General features: G+C 57.7%; 19 protein-coding genes and 1 tRNA gene. 5 read left to right on the top strand and 15 right to left on the bottom strand.

Annotated features, from left to right (window positions below; translation table 11 throughout):
- Positions 1-2 precede the first annotated feature (2 nt).
- The 5 genes from ACM6IN_RS02765 to ACM6IN_RS02785 all read right to left on the bottom strand — a co-directional run bounded on the left by ACM6IN_RS02765 (position 3) and on the right by ACM6IN_RS02785 (position 5,152).
- On the bottom strand, positions 3-923 hold the full coding sequence (locus ACM6IN_RS02765; protein ID WP_007911372.1) for a LysR substrate-binding domain-containing protein: 921 nt from the start codon (positions 921-923) through the stop codon (positions 3-5).
- Between the two features lie 73 nt (positions 924-996).
- Positions 997-3,093: a DUF6311 domain-containing protein gene (locus ACM6IN_RS02770; RefSeq protein WP_414915367.1), complete on the bottom strand. Its 2,097-nt coding sequence runs from the start codon at positions 3,091-3,093 to the stop codon at positions 997-999.
- On the bottom strand, positions 3,090-3,476 hold the full coding sequence (locus tag ACM6IN_RS02775) for a GtrA family protein (RefSeq protein ID WP_095113770.1): 387 nt from the start codon (positions 3,474-3,476) through the stop codon (positions 3,090-3,092). The genes ACM6IN_RS02770 and ACM6IN_RS02775 overlap by 4 nt, the downstream gene beginning before the upstream one ends.
- The gene (locus ACM6IN_RS02780; RefSeq protein WP_414893542.1) at positions 3,473-4,183 is read right to left on the bottom strand and encodes a class I SAM-dependent methyltransferase; all 711 of its coding nucleotides are present in this window, start codon (positions 4,181-4,183) and stop codon (positions 3,473-3,475) included. Before ACM6IN_RS02780 ends, ACM6IN_RS02775 begins: the two co-directional genes overlap by 4 nt.
- Before the next feature lie 3 nt (positions 4,184-4,186).
- Complete coding sequence (locus ACM6IN_RS02785) at positions 4,187-5,152, bottom strand: glycosyltransferase family 2 protein (RefSeq protein ID WP_414915368.1); 966 nt, start codon at positions 5,150-5,152, stop codon at positions 4,187-4,189.
- A 276-nt stretch (positions 5,153-5,428) separates the two neighbouring features.
- On the opposite strand from ACM6IN_RS02785, the gene ACM6IN_RS02790 reads away from it, so the two are divergent.
- Positions 5,429-5,620: a YegP family protein gene (locus ACM6IN_RS02790; protein ID WP_007911387.1), complete on the top strand. Its 192-nt coding sequence runs from the start codon at positions 5,429-5,431 to the stop codon at positions 5,618-5,620.
- A 438-nt stretch (positions 5,621-6,058) separates the two neighbouring features.
- Positions 6,059-8,056 carry an acyltransferase family protein gene (locus tag ACM6IN_RS02795; protein WP_414915369.1) on the top strand — a complete coding sequence of 666 codons (1,998 nt, stop codon included), beginning with the start codon at positions 6,059-6,061 and terminating at the stop codon, positions 8,054-8,056.
- Positions 8,057-8,607: 551 nt separating this feature from the next.
- Here the strand turns inward: ACM6IN_RS02795 and ACM6IN_RS02800 are convergent.
- The 5 genes from ACM6IN_RS02800 to dapA form a co-directional block, all read right to left on the bottom strand.
- A tRNA-Ser gene (locus tag ACM6IN_RS02800) sits at positions 8,608-8,697 on the bottom strand.
- An 83-nt stretch (positions 8,698-8,780) separates the two neighbouring features.
- Positions 8,781-9,494: a phosphoribosylaminoimidazolesuccinocarboxamide synthase gene (purC, locus tag ACM6IN_RS02805; RefSeq protein WP_007911389.1), complete on the bottom strand. Its 714-nt coding sequence runs from the start codon at positions 9,492-9,494 to the stop codon at positions 8,781-8,783.
- A 28-nt stretch (positions 9,495-9,522) separates the two neighbouring features.
- Positions 9,523-10,284 carry an MBL fold metallo-hydrolase gene (locus ACM6IN_RS02810; protein ID WP_007911390.1) on the bottom strand — a complete coding sequence of 254 codons (762 nt, stop codon included), beginning with the start codon at positions 10,282-10,284 and terminating at the stop codon, positions 9,523-9,525.
- A 6-nt stretch (positions 10,285-10,290) separates the two neighbouring features.
- On the bottom strand, positions 10,291-11,406 hold the full coding sequence (gene bamC, locus ACM6IN_RS02815; RefSeq protein ID WP_095113787.1) for an outer membrane protein assembly factor BamC: 1,116 nt from the start codon (positions 11,404-11,406) through the stop codon (positions 10,291-10,293).
- 17 nt (positions 11,407-11,423) lie between these two features.
- Positions 11,424-12,302, bottom strand: coding sequence for a 4-hydroxy-tetrahydrodipicolinate synthase (gene dapA, locus ACM6IN_RS02820; RefSeq protein WP_007911392.1), 879 nt, complete (start codon positions 12,300-12,302; stop codon positions 11,424-11,426).
- Positions 12,303-12,630: 328 nt separating this feature from the next.
- On the opposite strand from dapA, the gene ACM6IN_RS02825 reads away from it, so the two are divergent.
- Both ACM6IN_RS02825 and ACM6IN_RS02830 read left to right on the top strand, forming a co-directional pair.
- A complete protein-coding gene (locus tag ACM6IN_RS02825) occupies positions 12,631-13,191 on the top strand; it encodes a glycine cleavage system protein R (protein WP_007911394.1) in 561 nt (186 codons plus the stop codon).
- A 10-nt stretch (positions 13,192-13,201) separates the two neighbouring features.
- A complete protein-coding gene (locus tag ACM6IN_RS02830) occupies positions 13,202-13,675 on the top strand; it encodes a peroxiredoxin (RefSeq protein WP_414915370.1) in 474 nt (157 codons plus the stop codon).
- A 139-nt stretch (positions 13,676-13,814) separates the two neighbouring features.
- Here the strand turns inward: ACM6IN_RS02830 and ACM6IN_RS02835 are convergent, their stop codons facing one another.
- On the bottom strand, positions 13,815-14,885 hold the full coding sequence (locus ACM6IN_RS02835; RefSeq protein ID WP_034153151.1) for an AI-2E family transporter: 1,071 nt from the start codon (positions 14,883-14,885) through the stop codon (positions 13,815-13,817).
- Between the two features lie 30 nt (positions 14,886-14,915).
- Positions 14,916-15,155 carry a sulfurtransferase TusA family protein gene (locus tag ACM6IN_RS02840; protein WP_007911399.1) on the bottom strand — a complete coding sequence of 80 codons (240 nt, stop codon included), beginning with the start codon at positions 15,153-15,155 and terminating at the stop codon, positions 14,916-14,918.
- 98 nt (positions 15,156-15,253) lie between these two features.
- Between ACM6IN_RS02840 and ACM6IN_RS02845 the strand changes: the two genes are divergently transcribed.
- Positions 15,254-16,687 (top strand): M48 family metalloprotease, encoded by a 1,434-nt coding sequence (locus ACM6IN_RS02845; protein WP_016984698.1) that lies wholly within the window; start codon positions 15,254-15,256, stop codon positions 16,685-16,687.
- 81 nt (positions 16,688-16,768) lie between these two features.
- Here the strand turns inward: ACM6IN_RS02845 and ACM6IN_RS02850 are convergent, their stop codons facing one another.
- The 3 genes from ACM6IN_RS02850 to ACM6IN_RS02860 all read right to left on the bottom strand — a co-directional run bounded on the left by ACM6IN_RS02850 (position 16,769) and on the right by ACM6IN_RS02860 (position 19,974).
- Positions 16,769-18,202: a DegQ family serine endoprotease gene (locus ACM6IN_RS02850; protein ID WP_007911403.1), complete on the bottom strand. Its 1,434-nt coding sequence runs from the start codon at positions 18,200-18,202 to the stop codon at positions 16,769-16,771.
- Between the two features lie 210 nt (positions 18,203-18,412).
- A complete protein-coding gene (locus ACM6IN_RS02855; protein WP_007911407.1) occupies positions 18,413-19,378 on the bottom strand; it encodes a MucB/RseB C-terminal domain-containing protein in 966 nt (321 codons plus the stop codon).
- Positions 19,379-19,386: 8 nt separating this feature from the next.
- Entirely contained in the window at positions 19,387-19,974 is a 588-nt protein-coding gene (locus tag ACM6IN_RS02860) for a sigma-E factor negative regulatory protein (RefSeq protein WP_007911408.1), read from the bottom strand.
- Between the last annotated feature and the right edge of the window lie 13 nt (positions 19,975-19,987).

Below are 19,987 nucleotides of genomic sequence, written 5' to 3' on the forward strand. Positions count from 1 at the left end.
GCTCAGGATGGGGTCAGTGGTCGTTCGCTCATGAATTGCTCCAGCCGCGAACGCAACCAGCGTTCGGCCGGATCGCTATCCACATGGCTGAGCCAGACCATCGACAAATCCAGCGTCGGCGTCTTGAACGGAAAGGGTTCCTTGAACAGCAGCCCCGAAGTGGCCATGGCCGCTGCGGTGTAATCCGGCAGGCTGGCAATCAGGTCGGTGCCGGCCAGCAGCGCCGGCAACGCACTGTATTGCGGCACCGACAGCACCACCTGACGCGTGCGCCCCAGCTCTGCCAGCCACTCATCGGCAAACCCACTGACGTTGGCCGTGTGCGAAACCAGCACGTGCGGCCGCGCGCAATATTCATCCAGCGTCAGCGGCGTATCGCTAGCGTCGGCGCGCAGGATGCTCGGCTGGATGTGCCGCAGCAATTTGCGTTTGGCATTGGCCGGCAGACCTCGGGTCTGGCTGATGCCGACCGTGATATCACCCGCCGCGAGCAGGTCGGGGATGCGCCAGTAATCAACGTGTTGCACCACAAACACCACGTTCGGCGCTTCCTGGCGCAGCGCACGCAACAGCGGCGGCAGCAGGCCGAACTCGACGTCATCGGAAAGGCCAATGCGGAAGGTCATGGTGCTGACGGCCGGGTCGAAATCGCGGGTCAGACTCAGCGCGACCGAAAGTGAATCCAGCGCCGGCTTGAGGTGGCGGAAAATATCTTCGGCACGGGCCGTCGGTTCCATGCGATGGCCGACGCGGATAAACAGCGGATCGTTGAGCATCGTGCGCAAACGATTGAGCGCCGAGCTGATGGTCGGCTGGCCAAGGAACAGCTTCTCGGCCGCCCGGGTCACGTTGCGTTCGAGCATCAAGGTCTCGAACACCACCATCAGGTTGATGTCGGCCTTGCGAAGTTCATTGCGGTTCATCCATTGCCCCCTGCCCCCCGGAATACCGGCAGTGTAGAAAGGCCGAAGCCCCGGCGTCCATCGCCACGGTGCGTCAGTTCACCGTCAAGCGCTTCAAGCCAAGCCCCATGACCCGGGAATCGTCGTTCAGGCCCAATTGTTGCGGACTGATGGCATCGGGCAAATGAAACTCGATCGTCAGGCGATCATCGTCCGCTAGGTGCTGACGGATCGCAGGACTGATCGGTATGTCCAGATGATTACCCTGATGTTGCACCAGGCGCGTAGTCAGCACCTGCTCGCCATTCACACTGACGATCACTCGCTGCGCCGGGTGTTGCGGCAAAACGAATGCCATGACATCCAGCGCAATCGAGCGCGCCTCGGGTGTCACCCGTAAGTCGAGTTGCGCCTGCTGCCCCGCCGACCATGTTCCCCAGTTTTCCGCGGTCGACCAGCCGCTGACCAACTGCCGGGCGGAGTAGTTGAAGATCAGCGTCTGACCGGGACACATCAATGCCAGTAGTGACATCCGCCGCCCTTCATCCGGCATGCTCAGACACTGCGAACAACGCTTCCAGCCCGGCGCGAGCACCACCAGACCATCCACTCGGGTCAGCAGATCCGTTTCACTGTTGACGCTTTTGGCGGCATCGGCCAGCACCGTATCGTCGAGGATGTACAACGAGTCGGCATCGTACTGCCCTGATTCGAGCATGCGCTGCGTTTTCTGCCGGGCCTGCTCAAGCGCAGTGGAACTCATGCGCCCCAGATAAACGGCGTCGGTTTTCAGGCCGTGAGTCGCGGCAAAATCGGCGATCACTTGCCAGCGCTCAGACTGATTCTGCGGCATCAGACTGCGGATATTCGGGTAATGCGCCGCCGCACTCGCCCAGAACGGATCACGCATCGGCGTTGCCCATTCTGCGGACGGCGTCATCATCTTGCCGTTGCGCAAGCCCATCCAGCCGTTGCGCGTGTCGACGACCTGCAACGTCAACGCCAGCGCCAGCAGCGCGACGACGATGCGTGGCCGGTAACCGCGCACCAGCAGGAACATCACCATCAGGATGAGCGCGTACAACACCGGCCAGAACATCCGCCCCGAGGCGCGAAAAACGTTCGCCAGTTTGATGGCGATTTTCGGTAGCGGGTAGCTGAACGTGTGTGCGCCGACGCCGATCTGGTTCGATAGCGCAAACAACGATAAACCGATCAACGCCAGCATTAGCCAAGGGCGAACGCGAAGCTCATCCTTCAGCGGTTGGCGGTTTCTCAGCCAGGCAATCAGCGCCAACGGCACCAGCAACAACACGCCAAGGCCCGGATAATTGAAGCCTTCGTAATCGCCGCTGGCTTTTGGCAGGTCCGGCAAAATCAACGACCAGCCGGCCGGATCCAATGGCGACAGCAGGTTCATCCGGTACAAACCGAAACCGCCGGATTGCGCGCCATCGGCAATAGCGAAGTAACCGACCTGCCAGCAACACACACTCACCACGGCAAACAGCGAAACGCCTTCGAGCAGACCCTGTCGCCGCGTCAATTGTTGGCTGAAGGTCTTGCCGAGCAGATCCGCCACCCAGATCAGCGCCACCATCGCCAGCAGGTACGCATGCACCATGGCGGTGACCGCCAACAGCGCACCCCAGGCCAGACGACGTCGATACGGGTTCGGTAATAACGCCAGGTACAGCGCCGCCAGAATCAGGAAATGCCCGGACAGGGAAAGGTGCCCGCCCATACGCAGGAACATCGGCGGCGAAAACACCAATAAACCTGTGCCCAGCAAGCGAATCAGCGGATTCCCCGTCATCAGCCCCAGCAGTTTCCAGCCAAACCACGCTTGCAAGACGAAACACGCCAGCAGCCACAGGCCGAAGTACTGGAAGGTCGCCGGTAACCACGCGTTGAACGGTTTGAACAGCAACGCCAGCAGCGGATTGGAGTCGGAGAAAATAATCGAATTGCCCAACTCCAGACCATAGAACGGGTTAAGCCCGAGCGGAAAGGTCCAGGGGGAGTGCCGGAAATATGCCCAGCCCAGATAATGCGTCGCCGGATCGCCCTGCTCCAGCCAGGCAATGTTTTGCGGATCCAGCGCTTGCGGCCCGATTACGCAGAAAAACGCCAATACGCCGAGCAACAACGGCAAAAGACCGAGCACCGGATGGTTTGGTGAAGCCTTCATCGATACGTCCAGAAATTGTGCAAGACAAAGGTGAACGCTGGAATCGTCAGTGCCACCGCAACAATACCCAGCAGATAGTGCAACCCGGCAATCTGCGCAGCCCAGGCAACGAACATCGCCAGGAAAAAACCGCCCACGGATACCAGCAGGAAGCGCAGCAGCGTTCGGCCGTGCAAACGGGCAGAAAAACTCCAGGTGGTGTTGATCACGTAGGACACCACCGTCGCCACGGCAAATGCCACGCCGTTGGCCAGCGGCGGTTGCGCGGCGATGAAGTTGATGAACAGCACCGCCACCAGCGCATGCAGCGCGGTGACGAACAGCCCGGTCACGGCAAAGCGCACACCACGCTGGATCAAGGCTGATTTTTGCGCCGAGGTCACGGTTTTTGAGCCAGCACGAACACGCTCAACCCGGCCAAGCGGTTCATGCCCAGCAACGGCAGTTCGAGGCGGCACAAGGCCTTGAGGACACCGTTCACCAGCGGATGATGACGCTTGAGTTGCGAACGCGGCGGCTGGGCTTGCGCGCCTTGCGGCAGCAAGCGCAACGCCGCCGCAATCGGAAACACCGCGCCGAAATAATAGGCACCGCGCTGCACCGTCAAACCCGCGTCACGCGCCAGTGTTTCAAACTGCGCCAGGGTGTAGCGGCGTTTGTGTTCGAGAAAGTCGTCGTGACCGCTCCACAAGAACTGGAACGCCGGCACTGTCATCAGGAATCGACTGCCCGAGGGCACTTTATCGACGTACATCTTGAGCAAACCGAGATCGTCATCGACATGCTCCAGTACGTCCATCAACAACACCAGATCGGCATCGATGGTTTCGATCCCGCGACGGTAGTGCACCGGTTTGCCGGCGGTGGTCGCGCTGGAGTCGGCGGGATAACTTATATCCACGCACCACGCTTCGCGTGCATCGGTGTGCGTCAGCAAATGGTGGGAGAAAAATCCCGAACCGGCGCCGACATCGAGGATTCGCTTGATCGGTGCTTCACCGAGCATCCGTGTGGTGGCTGCGGCTTTCGAGCAGTAATACCAATGCTCGTTGATGGCGTCGCCGAGGATGTCGGTTTCCTTGAGATCCATGTATCAGTCCTTGGGGTCGTAGACGCGACGCACCAGAAAAACCGGCCGGCGTTTGGATTCGATATACGTGCGGCCCAGGTACTCGCCGAGCACTCCGATGCCGATCAATTGCAGCCCACCGAGAAAGGTCACGGCCACCATCAGCGAGGCATAACCGGGCATGTCGACACCGTGGATCAATGTGCGCAAGACAATGAAAATGGCGAAGGCAAACGACACCAGCGACACTAGCGCACCGACATACGTCCAGACCCGCAATGGCTCGGTGCTGAAACTGGTGATGCCCTCCAGCGCGAAATTCCACAACCGCCAACCATTGAACTTGCTCTGCCCCGCCACCCGCTCCGGACGCTCGTAATCGACGTGGGTGGTGCGAAAGCCGACCCACGCGAACAGGCCTTTCATGAAGCGTCGGGATTCGGGCAAGGTCAGCAAGGCATCGACCACGCAGCGATCCATCAAGCGAAAATCACCGACGTTCTCGGGTAAAGGCTGTTCTGCAATTTTGTTGTGCAGGCGATAGAACCAGTGGGCGGAAGTCTGCTTCGCCCAGGTGTCGCTGCGGCGGCTGATGCGGTGACCGAGCACCACTTCAAAGCCTTCTCGCCAGAGCTCGATCATCAGCAGAATGACTTCCGGCGGGTCCTGCAAATCGGCATCGATGGGTACCACGATCTGTCCAGTCGCGATCTGCAAACCGGCGGACAGCGCCGCTTCTTTGCCGAAGTTGCGGCTCAGGTCGACGATACGCAGGCGCACATCCTGACGCTGATGCTCGAGCAGGCGTTCGAGCGTGGTATCGGTGCTGCCGTCATTGACGAACACCAGTTCAAGATCGATTGACGTCTGCGTCTGAAAGACTTCATTGATGCGCCGCAAAAACGTGTCGAGGCTGTCCTCCTCGTTAAAAACGGGGACCACCAGCGATAACGTCACCTGCCCGGCCTGCTGCGTTCCGTGCTCAGTCAAAGGAGTGCTCTTTTTATAGTGATTGTCGGTCGCCGAACGATATTCGACGCCATGAGCCGTTCCGTATTAAGCAGCAGCGTCGACAACGTTGCAAGGATCAGACGGCGTCATTTTGGCCAATCCACCGGCCTATTGCTGCGCTCTAGCCCGCGCTCTTCAGAAACATCCGCCAACGATTGGAAACAAATGTCCGATAGCCAAAAAAACCGTCTGCGCTAGGCTTGCGACCATGCGCCACACAGGCTGTCGCACAATGAATCGCATGGAGCGAACTGAATGTATTTCGAGATTTACAGGCAATCCAAAGGCACCCCGAGCACCGGCAAAGGACAATGGCGCTGGAGGTTGAGGGCGGGCAACCACGAGACCATTGCCAGTGGCGAGTCTTATGTGAACAAGGCGGATTGTTTGCATGTGATCGGACTGATCAAGGCTGTGCAGGGGGAGACGCCGGTTAAGGAGATTTAACCGCGCGGGTCGATGCAGTCTTAGTCCCCATGCCAGGGAAGAAGTGAAAAAACTTATTAAGATCGGTATGCAAGGACAAGGCGCTGCATAACTCGACGCATAGCGATGTGTATGACTTGATCAAACGGAAGCTGGTGCATTCGCAGTCGTGAATGCCTGATGTGGAGGCGATGTTGCTTCTGCTGAAATGAGAAAGCCCCATAGATTTTCATCTACGGGGCTTTTTCCGTGTAATGGCGAAGAGGTAGGGATTCGCCGCCCTTATTAACCCCCTGACGAAATCTCCCTTTCGCAGCAGATTTCACTAAACGCCTAAGCTGTTTTCCTTTTGCTGCTCGTCGCGGCAATTCGACCGGAGTTTCCTTGGCAACGAAATAATGGCACTATCGCGACCTCCCGCCCTCACCCTGCAACTAGCAAGAAAATGAGCCAACGTCAATGACAAACCCCAATTTAAAATACAGAAGAGACATAGACGGCCTCCGCGCGCTGGCTGTTATTTCTGTTGTGATTTTTCACGCATTCCCGACTCTGGTGCCTGGGGGATTCGTAGGCGTTGATATATTCTTTGTCATATCCGGCTTTTTAATCGGCACCATACTACTTAAAAGCATTGACCGAGGCACTTTCAGTTTTTCAGATTTTTACGCCAGAAGGATACGTCGAATCTTTCCAGCCCTGACCCTGGTGCTAATAACTTGCTGGGTTGTTGGAAAGCTTGTCTTGTTACCGAATGAGATGACCGAACTCTCCAAGCACATCGCAGCAGGCGCAGGATTTGTAGCAAATTTTGCATTCTGGTACGAGAGTGGATATTTCGACACCGCAGCAGAACTAAAACCATTACTGCATCTATGGTCACTCGCAATTGAAGAGCAATTCTACCTGCTTTTCCCCATGATACTTTGGGCGGCCTGGAAGGTAAGACTTAGCGCTATCAAGCTAATTTTGGCTATTGGATTAGTATCACTGATTTTGAATCTCTACTTCATAGGTGTAGATCCAAACGCCACATTCTACCTACTGCCGACCCGCGCATGGGAACTGCTGGCAGGCACCTTGCTGGCTTGGGCCTGTTTACAGCCGTGGTGGGCGTCGAAGTTCGAAGGACAGCAATCCAGACTCAATGACGCGCTCAGCGCTGCCGGGCTCGCACTCATATTCTTCGCACTATTTAGCTTCAAGCCGAGCGATCAATTCCCCGGCTGGCGCGCAATACTTCCTGTGCTGGGGTCGGTACTCCTAATAGCAGCAGGACCTTCATCTGTAATTAACCGAAGAATTTTCTCAACACGGGTGGCTGTCGCCATAGGTTTGATCAGCTTTCCGCTGTACCTCTGGCACTGGCCTCTGCTTGCGTTCGCCCGCATAGTCCAAAGTGAAGAAACCAGTATCGAGATAAGATCGGCGGCGGTCGCAGCATCAATATTACTAGCATGGATTACTTATTCATTAATCGAGAAGCCGCTTCGCGCCGGAATAGTAAAGCAGCCGCGCCAAACCCCGGCTTTTGTCGGGTTGATGATAGTTATCGCGATTGGCGGATTTGCAACCTATAAACACCCAGCCGCTACCCCGCTGGAGACCAAAAACGAAGTAGCCCGAGCCATCGAGATAAATACCGCAATTTCGCTGACGAACTGCGCAACCAGATTTCCCGACTGGAACACCATGACTGATAACCCGTGCCTGATTCAGGATGGCTTGATTACCAGCGCAGTCATAGGCGACTCACATGCGGCACACCTGTTTGCAGGTCTAAGCACCTACTCTAAGGCCGACAAGGGTTTAGCTGTTTTTCCGGCCAGTTGCGCTGCGCCATTTTACGATACATCTACTGCACAAAAGGACAAAGCCGCCGCGAAGGTTCGCGCGAATGCCTATCGCCTCATCAATGAGGCATATGATTACGCCTCAAAAAACAGCAGCGTAGTAAACGTACTTCTTGCGCATAACCCAAAATGTTCTTGGGAGGACGCTGTAGACATTCGAAATCCTGGCGAGAAGGATTTCAGAAAAGTTCTGGAATCAGGCATGAGGAGATCCTTCGAAATGCTATCTGACGCCAAGAAGAATATTGTGGTGGTGCTAGACAACCCAACCCTGCCGTTTGACCCATCGGCATGTGTCACACGCCCTTTCCGAATTACTGAAAAGAATGATGGCTGCTCATTCCCAAGGAAAGTTTACGATCAGGACAGCGTAAATTCCGCCTATAACGAAATTGTTCAACGCGTGGCAAAAGACTTTACCAACGTAAAAATAATCGACTTAGCGTCGTTGTTCTGCGATTCCGACAGTTGCTACGCTGCGAAGGGCGGAAAAGTTCTATACAACGACAGAAACCACCTATCTATGTACGGCTCGCAATACGTTGCTCCGTACATTCTAAAGTCCCTGCGCCACGAGAAAAATGAGCGCACCACGCAGCTTTAGTCGATATGGATGGATGATTGACCCGGGCAGAGCTGAACTGGCTGAATTCAAGGATGACAATATGAAACTTCATGCACTCGGGAAAGATTGCTGAATGCACGCCGTCTTTGGCCAGGACAGCACTGACATGATCAATGCGAGCGCAAACGGATTACATTGATAAAAGCTTGGCACAGACGGGGTGCAATCAGCCCCCGTTCGCCGATGTCTCTGATGCCCCATAACTCCAGTCAATCTGCCAGCCCATTGGGGCCACCACTGTCTTACGAGCGATAACCTCGCCCCCTCCCGATCTGCCAGCGAGTGCAGCTCGAACGCCACCCAATATACGCGACCGACTCAGAGCCCCCCTTGCAGCCGCTCAAGCAGCTCAGGGATGCGCAGCAGTCGCTCATTGCCGAACAGAGCCAGGCTGCAGTGTAGGGAACCGCGCAACACCCCAAAGCGCCCTTACGGTTCCTTTTGCCCTGGAAACGCCCTGAACGAAAGCCCGAAAACGAAAAAGCCCCCGTAATCAGCAATGATTACGGGGGCTTCGTCTTGTTCAATAATGGCGGAGAGATAGGGATTCGAACCCTAGGTACCGGTGAAGGTACAACGGATTTCGAATCCGTCCCATTCGGCCACTCTGGCATCTCTCCAACGGCGCGCATCATAACAACACTTTTACCGAAAGCAAACCCTCTTTCGAAAATTTCTTCGTGCTATCAGATGCTTGCGTCGATTAAAGCGGTACGCCCAGACGATTGGCGACTTCTTCGTAGGCTTCGATGACATCACCGAGGCCCTGGCGGAAGCGGTCTTTGTCCATCTTCTTCTTGGTGTCCTTGTCCCACAGACGGCAGCCGTCCGGGCTGAACTCGTCGCCGAGGACGATGGAGCCGTCGCTGAACACGCCGAATTCAAGCTTGAAGTCGACCAGCAGCAGGCCGGCGTCGTCGAACAGCTTGGTCAGGACTTCGTTGACCTTGAGCGACAGTTCTTTCATGCGAACCAGTTGCTCGGCGGTGCCCCAACCGAATGCCACAACGTGGGATTCGTTGATGAACGGGTCGCCCTTGGCGTCGTCCTTCAGGAACAGTTCGAAGGTGTAAGGGTTGAGCTTCAGGCCTTCTTCGACACCCAGACGCTTGACCAGGCTGCCGGCGGCGTAGTTGCGCACGACGCACTCGACCGGGATCATGTCGAGCTTCTTCACCAGGACTTCGTTGTCGGCCAGCAGTTTGTCGAATTGGGTCGGTACGCCGGCCGCTTCGAGTTTCTGCATGATGAAGGCGTTGAACTTGTTGTTGACCATGCCTTTGCGGTCGAGCTGCTCGATGCGCTTGCCGTCGAACGCCGAGGTGTCGTTGCGAAACAGCAGGATCAAGCGGTCAGCGTCGTCGGTCTTGTAAACCGATTTGGCTTTGCCGCGGTAGAGTTCTTCACGTTTTTCCATGATGGGCTCCGCTTGCTAAGTAGGTGGGCTAGGCGATGTGGCGCCAGTCGAGCCCTGAATCTTGATCGGCCAGTTGCAGCCAGTCCGGGTCGCACCCGAGGGTGTCGACAAAACATTGCCGGGCCAGCTGCGGCAGGTTGTTCTTGCTGCTCAGGTGGGCCAGGACCAGATGTTGCAAGCCCTGCCAGCCCAACTCGGACACCAGGAATGCCGCCTGATGGTTGTTCAAATGTCCCAGCTCGCCGCCCACCCGTTGCTTGAGAAAGTACGGGTAATGACCACGGGCCAGCATGTCACGACAATGGTTGGACTCGATCATCAACGCATCGAGGTCCCGATAACCGTCCAGCACCCGCTCGCAGTAGGACCCCAGGTCCGTCAGCAGGCCGAAACGCCGCTGCTCGTGATCACTGAAGACATACTGGGTCGGTTCCTGCGCATCATGGGCCACGGCAATGACCCCGATGTTCAGTGCGCCGATCTGCAGTTGCTCGCCGCCGGCCAGAAAGCCCGCGGGTTCAATCGGTTTGCGCATCCCGCGCAGTGTGCCGCGACTGAGGTAGACCGGTAGATTGTAGCGCCGAGACAGCAAACCCACGCCATGCACGTGGTCGGCATGTTCGTGGGTTACGAGTATCGCGCTCAGTTGCGCCGGGTTTACACCCAGGCGCAACAGGCGTTTTTCGGTTTCCCGCAGGGAAAAACCACAATCCACCAGCACGTACGTATCAGCACTGGCGATCAGCGTGCCGTTCCCTTGGCTACCGCTGCCGAGAACGGCAAAACGCATGGTTGATCAGCCCAGGTTGTCCTGAATCACGCTCAACACTTTGCGTGCCACTTCAGCCGGCGCGACGGTGTTGATGTTTTTCTCGACGGTGACCTGAATGTTCTCGCCAACCTTGCTCAGGCGAACCTGATAACGCTCGGCACGGGCTTCAACTTCTTCCTTGCTCGGCGCGCTGCCGAACAGGCTGCTGAAGAAACCAGGCTTGTCGTCTTTCTTCTCGGCTTTTTCGGCCAGGTTGATGTAGTACAGGCCGAGGCTGCGGTTGATGTCTTCAACGCGCCATTCGCCTTGTTCCAGTGCACGGCCAACGCTCGACCAGGCACGGTCCAGATCGTTACCGACGTTCAACACCGGGTTACCGCTGCCGTCTTCGCTGAGGCTGACACGGCTCGGCGTATCGAAATCACGCGAGGCCAGCATCGACACCGAACCGCCCTTCTCGGAGATCCGGCTCATGCTTGCGAGCATGTCATCGACCAGCGCCGCGTCCAGACCCGTGTTGACCGAACGGTTGGTGAAGGCCACATCGGCAGTGCTACCGGCAGGACGCTCGGCGCTGACCACGTAGATTTCACTGGTGTTGCGCTGCACGCCCGGCTCGATACGCACACGTACGCGGGTTTCGCTGTCGCTGGCGATACCGGCTGCGCTCAGGCGCTTGGCCATGGACGCGGACAGTTCGTCGGAATGCTGCCAGGTGGTGGTGAATTCGCCGGTTTGCGGGCGCTGTTCATCCAGACGGAAACCGTTGTCCTGGAAGAACTGCACCGCCACTGGCCAGACTTCGGCCGGTGGGTGCTGGGCTACGACCCAACGCGAATCACCGCTCTTCTGCAGCGAGTAATCGCTGGCATCGGCAACGGCCGACAGCGGCTGAGGACGCGGCACAATGTATTCGCCCTTGGCGGTGTCATCAGCAACGTTGCGCGGGATCGGCAACAGCGGATCCAGACGCTTGGAAGTGCTGACATCCGGTGGCAGTTGCATCGGTGCAGTCTGTTGCGCTTCCAGGTAATCGCTACCACGGTCACGGAAATAACCTTCCGGGCCCCAGACCCATCCGCAGCCACTGGTGCTGGAGATAATCAAGGCAAGTGCGGAAAGTCCGGCCATTCGCTTCATGCGTTGTACTTCCTCAATTAAACCAGGACGCTGCACTGGCGCAGGGCCGAGCGCAGCGTTTCATGACAAGGGGTGCTCAGCCAGGTCAGTGGCAGGCGGATGCCTTCGTGCATCAGGCCCATTTCAACCAAAGCCCACTTCACCGGAATCGGGTTGGCTTCGATGAACAGGTCTTTGTGCAGCGGCATCAGTTTTTCGTTGATCGCCCGTGCGGTGTCAGCGTCGCCTTTCAGCGCGGCCTCGCACAGATCAGCCATTTCGCGCGGAGCGACGTTGGCGGTCACCGAGATGTTGCCTTTGCCGCCCAGCAGGATCAGTTCAACGGCGGTCGGATCATCGCCGGACAGCACGATGAAGTCCTTGCTCACGCCATCAATGATCGCTTTGGCACGTTTCAGGTCGCCGGTGGCTTCCTTGATACCGATGATGTTCGGCACGGTGGACAGGCGGATCACGGTCTCGGCCTGCATGTCGCAAGAGGTGCGGCCAGGAACGTTATAGAGAATCTGTGGAATGTCGACAGACTCGGCGATGTGTTTGAAGTGCTGGTACAGGCCTTCCTGAGTCGGCTTGTTGTAGTACGGAACGACCAGCAGGCAGGCATCGGCGCCGGCTTCTTTGGCGTTGCGGGTCAGCTCGACGGCTTCGCGGGTCGAGTTGGCGCCGGTGCCGGCGATGACCGGGATGCGCCCGGCAACCTGTTTGACCACGGCTTTGATGACGGCGATGTGTTCTTCTACATCAAGGGTTGCCGACTCGCCGGTAGTACCGACCGCGACAATGGCATGGGTGCCGTTCTTGAGATGGAAGTCCACGAGTTTGCTGAGGCTGTCCCAGTCAAGACGCCCTTGTGCATCCATGGGAGTGACCAGTGCCACCATACTGCCCGCAATCATGAAACCGCTCCTGCCGGAAAAAGAGAGCGGTAATGGTACTGGCGCCAAGATGCTTGCACAAGCGAAGTACTGCGCTGCCGCCATTCCCCTTGGCGCCGCTTTTCGCTACCCTTCAGACTTTGATCGGTACTGATCAGCTTGTACGCCGGGTTCCAGCCTCCCTTTTCGGCCTCCCAGACCCCGTTCCTGCGTCGCATCGGCGCGCTCCCGCTATAGTGGAGCGAGCCGCGAGCTTGCCGGGCCTCTTTGTACGGACCGCCAGAACAGGCACTCCACGGCAGCCAACGCCCGTAAACCTACCGACCGCTCATCGCTTTAGGAATGCTGCATGTCCACCCCCACAGTTCGCGAACAATTCCTTGTCATCAGTGCCCTCGGCGCCAACCCCATGGAGCTGACTAACGTCCTGTGCCGCGCCAGCCATGAAAATCGCTGCGCCGTGGTTACTTCGCGCCTGACTCGCCATGGCGAGTGCAGTGCGCTGATCCTTGAGGTCTCCGGCAGCTGGGACGCCCTTGCTCGCCTGGAAGGCAGTCTGTCGGGCCTGTCCAAGAAACATGCTTTCACCGTCAACGTAGTGCGCAGCGCGCCGCTGGAAAATCGTCCGCAGGCGCTGCCGTACGTGGCGTATGTGAGTTCGGCGTATCGCCCGGACATCATCAATGAGCTGTGCCAGTTCTTCATGGATCACAACGTCGAACTGGAAAACCTGACCTGCGACACCTATCAGGCGCCGCAGACCGGCGGCACCATGCTCAACGCCACGTTCACCGTGACCCTGCCGGCCGGCACCCAGATCAGCTGGCTGCGCGACCAGTTCCTCGATTTCTCCGATGCGATGAACCTGGATGCACTGATCGAGCCTTGGCGCCCACAAAACCCAATGTAAGGAAGCTTTCATGGCCGTTGTCATCGACCAACCGGTTGCCGATTTCGAAGCGCCTGCCACTAGCGGGCAGACCGTCAGCCTGTCTGCCCTGAAGGGCCAGCAAGTGGTGATCTACTTTTACCCTAAGGACAGCACGCCGGGCTGCACCACTGAAGGTCAGGGCTTTCGTGATCAGTACGCCGCGTTCCAGGCAGCCAATACCGAGATATTCGGTATCTCCCGCGACAGCCTGAAGTCCCACGAGAACTTCAAGTGCAAGCAGGAATTTCCGTTTGAGCTGATCAGTGACAAGGACGAGGCTGTCTGCCAATTGTTCGACGTGATCAAGTTGAAAAAGCTGTACGGCAAGGAATACCTGGGCGTTGATCGCAGCACGTTCCTGATTGATAAGGACGGTGTGCTGCGTCAGGAATGGCGCGGTGTGAAAGTGCCGGGGCATGTGGATGCCGTATTGGCTGCTGCTCAGGATCTGAATAAAGCCTGATGGTTTTGCGTCATTTTTACTGACGCCTTCGCGAGCAGGCTCGCTCCCAGATTGGATCTGTGGCGCTCACAAGTCCAATGTGGGAGCGAGCTTGCTCGCGAATGGGCCCTAAGTGTCACCAAACAATTTGCATCAACCGCTACAGCAGTGGCGCCACCGCCGGCTCTTGGCGCGGCCACGCATCCAGCACCGCCTTGAACAGCGTCGCCAGCGGGATCGCAAAGAACACGCCCCAGAATCCCCACAACCCGCCAAACAACAGCACCGCGCAGATAATTGCCACCGGGTGCAGGTTGACCGCCTCCGAGAACAGCAATGGCACCAGCACGTTGCCATCCAGTGTCTGAATGATGCCGTACACCGCCATCAGATAGATGAACTGATCACTCCAGCCCCACTGGAACAATGCGATCAACAGCACCGGCACGGTCACGACCACAGCGCCGACATACGGCACCACCACCGACACACCGACCAGCAACGCCAGCAGTGCGGCATAGTTGAGCCCAAGGGCGACAAAGGCGATGTAGGTCACACCGCCACAAATCACGATTTCAATGACCTTGCCACGAATGTAGTTGGCGATCTGCCGGTTCATTTCCTGCGCAACCCGAGTGATCAGCGCGCGCTCACGTGGCAGATAACCACGCACCCACTCGCCGATCATCGCCCGGTCCTTCAGGAAGAAGAACACCAGAATCGGCACCAGCACCAGGTAGATCATGATGTTCACCAGCAGCGGCAGACTCGACAGCGAGAATGTCAGCGCCCACTGGCCGAACTTGCCGATCTCGCCGCGCGCGGCCTCGATCGCCTGCAAAACCTGCTCGTCGGACACCAGATGCGGATAGCGCTCGGGCAACAGCAACAGCAGCGATTGCCATTTGGCGAGCATCCCGGGCAGCTCGTTGAACAGCGTGATCAACTGATGCCAGAGCAACGGCAGCACCACGACGATAAACAGCATCAGCACGCCCATGAACAGCGCAAACACCAACCCTACCGCCACGCCACCCGGCACGCGCAGACGTTCCAGCGTGACCACCAGGCCCTGCATCAGATACGCCAGCACCATCCCCGCCAACACTGGCGCGAGCATGCCGCCAAGCGTGAGCACGGCCGTGAAGGCGAGAAACAGCAGCACCGCCAGCACCACGGCTTCTTCATCGGAGAAGTAGCGCTGAATCCAGTCGCGTAACACTTTGAACATCAATAATCCTTAGATTTAACGCTGTCGGTTTCAGGCCTTTTTCAACCAGTAACGATAGACGCCTGCTTCGTCTTCTTCGCGCAGCAGCGTATGACCGGCCAACTTGGCAAAGGTGCGAAAGTCGCGCTGTGAACCCGCATCAGTCGCGATGACTTTGAGAACAGCGCCACTCTGGAGCTTGTTGAGTTCCATTTTTGCCTTGAGCAACGGCAACGGACAATTCAGGCCACTGGCGTCCAGTTCCACGTCATGGGCTACAGCGTCAGTCATTGCGTCACTCCGGTTCGGGTCGTCGAGCTGCCTAGAATATCTGGTCGCAGCTCCGGTGTCCGGCTACAGTAAGGTCTTTGTCTTCTAAGGCTTTGTGCATGACTTTTCTGCGCCCTACCCTGCTGACGCTCGCTTGCCTGCTCGCCTCACCAGGCTTTGCCGACGATCTGCCGTCACTCGGCGACGCCAGTTCTGCCATTGTCTCGCCGCAACAGGAATACCAGCTCGGCCGCGCCTGGCTGGCGATGTTGCGCAGCCAGGTTTCACAGCTCAACGATCCACAGCTCAAAGACTACGTCGAATCCAGCGTGTACAAGTTGGTGGAGACCAGCCAGGTCACTGACCGGCGCCTTGAATTCATTCTGATCAACAGCCCGCAGCTCAACGCTTTTGCCGCGCCGGGTGGTGTGGTCGGGGTCAACGGCGGCTTGTTCCTCAACGCGCAGACCGAGGGTGAATATGCCTCGGTTCTTGCCCACGAATTGGCGCACTTGTCGCAACGCCACTTTGCTCGTGGTGTAGAGGCTTCGCAACGGATGCAGGTGCCGATGATGGCCGCGCTGCTGGCCGGGATCGTCATTGCGGCAGCCGGCGGCGGTGACGCCGGTATCGCGACCATCGCCGGCACTCAGGCGGCGGCGATTCAATCGCAGCGGACCTTCTCCCGTCAGAACGAACAGGAAGCCGACCGTATCGGCATTCTCAATCTGGAAAAGGCCGGGTATGACCCGCGCTCGATGCCGACCATGTTCGAACGCTTGATGCGTCAATATCGTTTCGACGCCAAGCCACCGGAATTCCTGCTGACTCACCCGGTGACCGAATCGCGTATCGCCGACACCCGCAACCGCGCCGAACAGGCCAAACCGGGCGGCATTGAAGACTCCAAGCGCTATCAGTTGATCCGCGCGCGCGTGCAGTTGATCTACGAAGAAACCCCGGGCCTGGGCGCCAAGCGTTTCCGTGCGCAGCTGGATGAGAATCCGAAAAACGATGTGGCGCGCTACGGTCTGGCGATTGCACAGATCAAGGGCGGCCAATTGAATGAGGCGCGTGAGAACCTCAAGCAATTGCTGGCAACATCGCCTAACGAAATCATCTACAACCTTGCTCAGGTCGATCTGGACATTACCAATAATCGTTTGCCGGATGCGCAATCGCGGGTTGACCGCATGCTCACGCAATATCCGGGCAACTATCCCCTGAATCAGGTTCGGGTGGATCTGCTACTGAAACAGAATCGCGCGCCGGATGCCGAGAAAGCACTGGAAGCATTACTCAAGTCACGTCCGGATGATCCGGACGTCTGGTATCAGGTCGCAGAGACTCGTGGCTTGTCGGGCAATATCATCGGCCTGCACCAGGCGCGCGCAGAATACTTCGCACTGGTCGGCGACTACCGCCAAGCCATCCAGCAACTGGACTTCGCCAAGCGCAAGGCTGGCAGCAACTTCCCGCTGTCCTCGCGGATTGACGCCCGTCAGCGTGAGCTGATGGAGCAGGAGCGGATGATCAAGGACATGATGGGCTGATCGTTACCCACCAAGACAAAAGCTTCAGGCATAAAAAAACCGCCTCTTTCGAGGCGGTTTCTTTTTTACCTTACCGCTGGGTTATTCAGCCAGCTTGAAGGTGATGAAGCTGGCACGGCCTTGACGCAGCACGCGCATCGACACCGAGCGGTTCTTCGGCAGCGCTTTGGCGATCTCACCGAACTCCTTGCTGGAGCCGATGGCCTGGTTGTTCAGGTGAGTAATCACGTCACCTGGTTGCAGACCGATCAACGCTGCAGGACCGTCCTGCACTTCCTTGATCACCACACCACCTTTAAGGTCGTAGGTTTTCTTCTGCTCGGCAGTCAGTTCGCCCACGGCAACACCGAGACGGTTGCTGGTGGTTTCAGCGCCAGACTTTGGCAGTGCATCCAGTTCTTTGTCTTCGTCCGGGATCGCGCCAACCGTCAGTTCGACGTTCTTGCGCTTGCCTTCACGAATCACTTCCAGATTGGCTTTGGCGCCAGCCTTCAGCGCGCCGACCAGATGTGGCAGGTCAGCAGACATGACGATCGGCTGGCCGTTCATGCTCAGGATCACGTCACCGACTTGCAGACCGCCCTTGGCTGCCGGGCCGTCATCCTGAATCTGGGCAACCAGCGCGCCGGCCGGTTTATCCAGACCGAACGACTCGGCGAGATCCTTGTTCACTTCCTGGATGACCACGCCCAGCCAGCCACGGCTGACCTTGCCACCGCTCTTCAGTTGGTTGGACACATCCATTGCCACGTCGATAGGAATCGCGAACGATACGCCCATGAAGCCGCCCGAACGGGTGTAGATCTGCGAGTTGATGCCGACCACTTCACCGCTCAGGTTGAACAGCGGACCACCGGAGTTGCCCGGGTTGATCGGCACGTCAGTCTGAATGAACGGCACATAGTTTTCGTTCGGCAGACTACGACCGACGGCACTGACGATGCCTTGGGTCACGGTGTGGTCGAAGCCGAACGGCGAACCGATAGCGACGACCCACTGGCCGGCTTTCAGGTCCTGGGATTTGCCAAGCTTCAATACCGGCAGATCCTTACCTTCGATTTTCAGCAGCGCCACGTCGGAACGTGGGTCGGTGCCGATCAGCTTGGCTTTCATTTCGCTGCGGTCGGCGAGGCGGACGAGAATTTCGTCGGCATCGGCAATCACGTGGTTGTTGGTCAGGATGTAGCCATCCGGAGAGATGATGAAGCCCGAGCCCAGCGACTGCGCTTCACGCTGACGACCACCACCGCCCGGCGAACGCTGTTGAGGCGGCATGCCACGTTCGAAGAACTCGCGCAGCATCGGCGGCAGGCCTTCCAGATCAGGCATCTGCTGGTTCACTTTGCGATCCGGCAGTTTCTGCGTGGTACTGATGTTCACCACGGCTGGCGACGCTTGTTCGACCAATTGGGTGAAGTCAGGCAGATCGGCTGCTTGCGCAGCAGGTACAGCCTGACCGAGCAACAGCACGGTGGCGAAAATGGAGAGATAAGATTTCAAACTTGGTATCGACATACAGCTCCCGTTACGACGAGCAGGGTTAAGCGATATGGAGCAAGGAACACCGGAAACCACCGACCGGCATTTTTGTTCCGGCAACAACAAACAAGGCCAGAGCCGTGAGGCTCTGACCTATAAAAAATTTTCAGGGTATTTGCAAATGAAAATGCTCAGCAAACATTTCATCTACGTCTCGACAAAGAAGTGGTAACGACTGAAATCAGCTCACTGCTTGCTGGTTGCAGTGCCATCGGTATTACGCATCGACAGAGCAATTCGTTCGGCAGTACCAATCGGGATCTCACCGACCACGGTGACCATCATTTCGCCCTCAGGCGTGGTCAGGCGGCGGGAAACGGCAACGGTCGGGCCCAGCTGTGTCCGCGTGTCAGTGACGGTTTCGCCGTTCAATGGCTCAAGGAAAACCGAAAAACGCGCCAGACCGTCGTCATACAGCAAGCTGTTGACCTGAGTCTTGGTTTCCGGATCTTTGTGCGAAGTACTGCTGGTCAGTTCGAAGCCCGGCGGCAACCATTCAGAGTGCCATACCTGAGCGGCCTTGACCGCCGAAGCCTTGTCGCTGTCCAAAGTAACTGCCTTGCAGTCAGCGTCAGCCTGCAAATCTTTGTCAGACGGGACTTCATCAGTATCAAGACTGGTGAACTGGAAGCGCTCGAGCAACTGCCCCTTGTCGTTTAGCAGTAACGACTTCAGCGGCAAGCCCGTTTTCTTGTCCAGATGCAACTCAAAACCGTAACGATGCTGATCGCGAGGCGTCAGCGAAACAATCACTGCGTCCCGCCCAGCCACACGCGACTTGCCAATCACGGCGAGGTCATACCAGTTTTTCAGCTTTTGCGGATCGAGAGGACGAGCGGCCGAGTTGGGAGAATCCCCCAGACCGGCAATCAGGGTGCCGCTGACGCATTGAGTGTGTCCATCAATGCGCACGACTTCCTGCGCCGAACCATCGAGCTGAAGTAAACGCTCGCGGACCTGGCCATTCTGGACGCGATGCCAGATGTTATGGGTAGAAAAGCTACCGTTACGCTCGTAAACGAATGTGCCGTGAAAGCTTTGCTGCTGCTCGGCCTGGCCCAGACGGGTCAACCAGTCCTGGGCCTCATCAGCGTGGGCTGGAACAATGAACCAGCCACTGAGCAGAAGCGAAAGTAGAGGTATGGCGCGCATGATCCTCCTTAACGGTTTTCCAGGCTTGCAGCACGTGCGTATGGCAACGCGCTTTCAGTACCTTTCAGTGCAGCCTGCTGAGCGTGCTGACGCAGGTAGCCTGGCAGACGCTGATCGTGCCAGCCTGGCTGACCTTGCAGTACGCCGTTGGCCATCGGGCCAGTGGCTTCCGAACTCTCACTATAGCCTGCCAGAACAGCCGGGCCTTTGACCTGTGGGGTCGCCAGAGTTGGCTGATTGGATTGCTGAGCCAGTTCGACACCAGCGATTTCGTCCTGGTTGTACAGGCGAACACCGGCCAGAACGGCAACAGTCACCGAGGCTGCAACAGCCAGACGGCCAAGGTTACGCCATGGGCTGCGCGATACTTTGGCCGGAGCCGTTTCGTCTTCCAGTGCAGCAGACACTGCCGCAGCGATGTCCAGACGTGGCAGCAGCAGATCCTTGTGCATGGCTGCCCGAGCGATCTGGTAACGAGCCCAGGTCTCACGGGTTTCTACGTCGTCCAGTGCATTGAGCACCCGACGCAATTCCAGTTCGTCCGCTTCGTTATCCATCACTGCGGACAGCGATTCCTGCAGGGCTTCACGACTCATGGCGTTCCTCTCT

Source organism: Pseudomonas sp. IT-P395, from assembly GCF_949767675.1.
Classification (GTDB): domain Bacteria; phylum Pseudomonadota; class Gammaproteobacteria; order Pseudomonadales; family Pseudomonadaceae; genus Aquipseudomonas.

Coding starts and splice junctions, on each gene's coding strand:
- ACM6IN_RS02765 (WP_007911372.1), bottom strand. CDS start 923: ATGAACCGCAATGAACTTCGCAAGGCCGACATCAACCTGATGGTGGTG.
- ACM6IN_RS02770 (WP_414915367.1), bottom strand. CDS start 3,093: ATGAAGGCTTCACCAAACCATCCGGTGCTCGGTCTTTTGCCGTTGTTG.
- ACM6IN_RS02780 (WP_414893542.1), bottom strand. CDS start 4,183: ATGGATCTCAAGGAAACCGACATCCTCGGCGACGCCATCAACGAGCAT.
- ACM6IN_RS02790 (WP_007911387.1), top strand. CDS start 5,429: ATGTATTTCGAGATTTACAGGCAATCCAAAGGCACCCCGAGCACCGGC.
- ACM6IN_RS02795 (WP_414915369.1), top strand. CDS start 6,059: ATGACAAACCCCAATTTAAAATACAGAAGAGACATAGACGGCCTCCGC.
- purC (WP_007911389.1), bottom strand. CDS start 9,494: ATGGAAAAACGTGAAGAACTCTACCGCGGCAAAGCCAAATCGGTTTAC.
- ACM6IN_RS02810 (WP_007911390.1), bottom strand. CDS start 10,284: ATGCGTTTTGCCGTTCTCGGCAGCGGTAGCCAAGGGAACGGCACGCTG.
- bamC (WP_095113787.1), bottom strand. CDS start 11,406: ATGAAGCGAATGGCCGGACTTTCCGCACTTGCCTTGATTATCTCCAGC.
- dapA (WP_007911392.1), bottom strand. CDS start 12,302: ATGATTGCGGGCAGTATGGTGGCACTGGTCACTCCCATGGATGCACAA.
- ACM6IN_RS02825 (WP_007911394.1), top strand. CDS start 12,631: ATGTCCACCCCCACAGTTCGCGAACAATTCCTTGTCATCAGTGCCCTC.
- ACM6IN_RS02830 (WP_414915370.1), top strand. CDS start 13,202: ATGGCCGTTGTCATCGACCAACCGGTTGCCGATTTCGAAGCGCCTGCC.
- ACM6IN_RS02835 (WP_034153151.1), bottom strand. CDS start 14,885: ATGTTCAAAGTGTTACGCGACTGGATTCAGCGCTACTTCTCCGATGAA.
- ACM6IN_RS02840 (WP_007911399.1), bottom strand. CDS start 15,155: ATGACTGACGCTGTAGCCCATGACGTGGAACTGGACGCCAGTGGCCTG.
- ACM6IN_RS02845 (WP_016984698.1), top strand. CDS start 15,254: ATGACTTTTCTGCGCCCTACCCTGCTGACGCTCGCTTGCCTGCTCGCC.
- ACM6IN_RS02850 (WP_007911403.1), bottom strand. CDS start 18,202: ATGTCGATACCAAGTTTGAAATCTTATCTCTCCATTTTCGCCACCGTG.
- ACM6IN_RS02855 (WP_007911407.1), bottom strand. CDS start 19,378: ATGCGCGCCATACCTCTACTTTCGCTTCTGCTCAGTGGCTGGTTCATT.
- ACM6IN_RS02860 (WP_007911408.1), bottom strand. CDS start 19,974: ATGAGTCGTGAAGCCCTGCAGGAATCGCTGTCCGCAGTGATGGATAAC.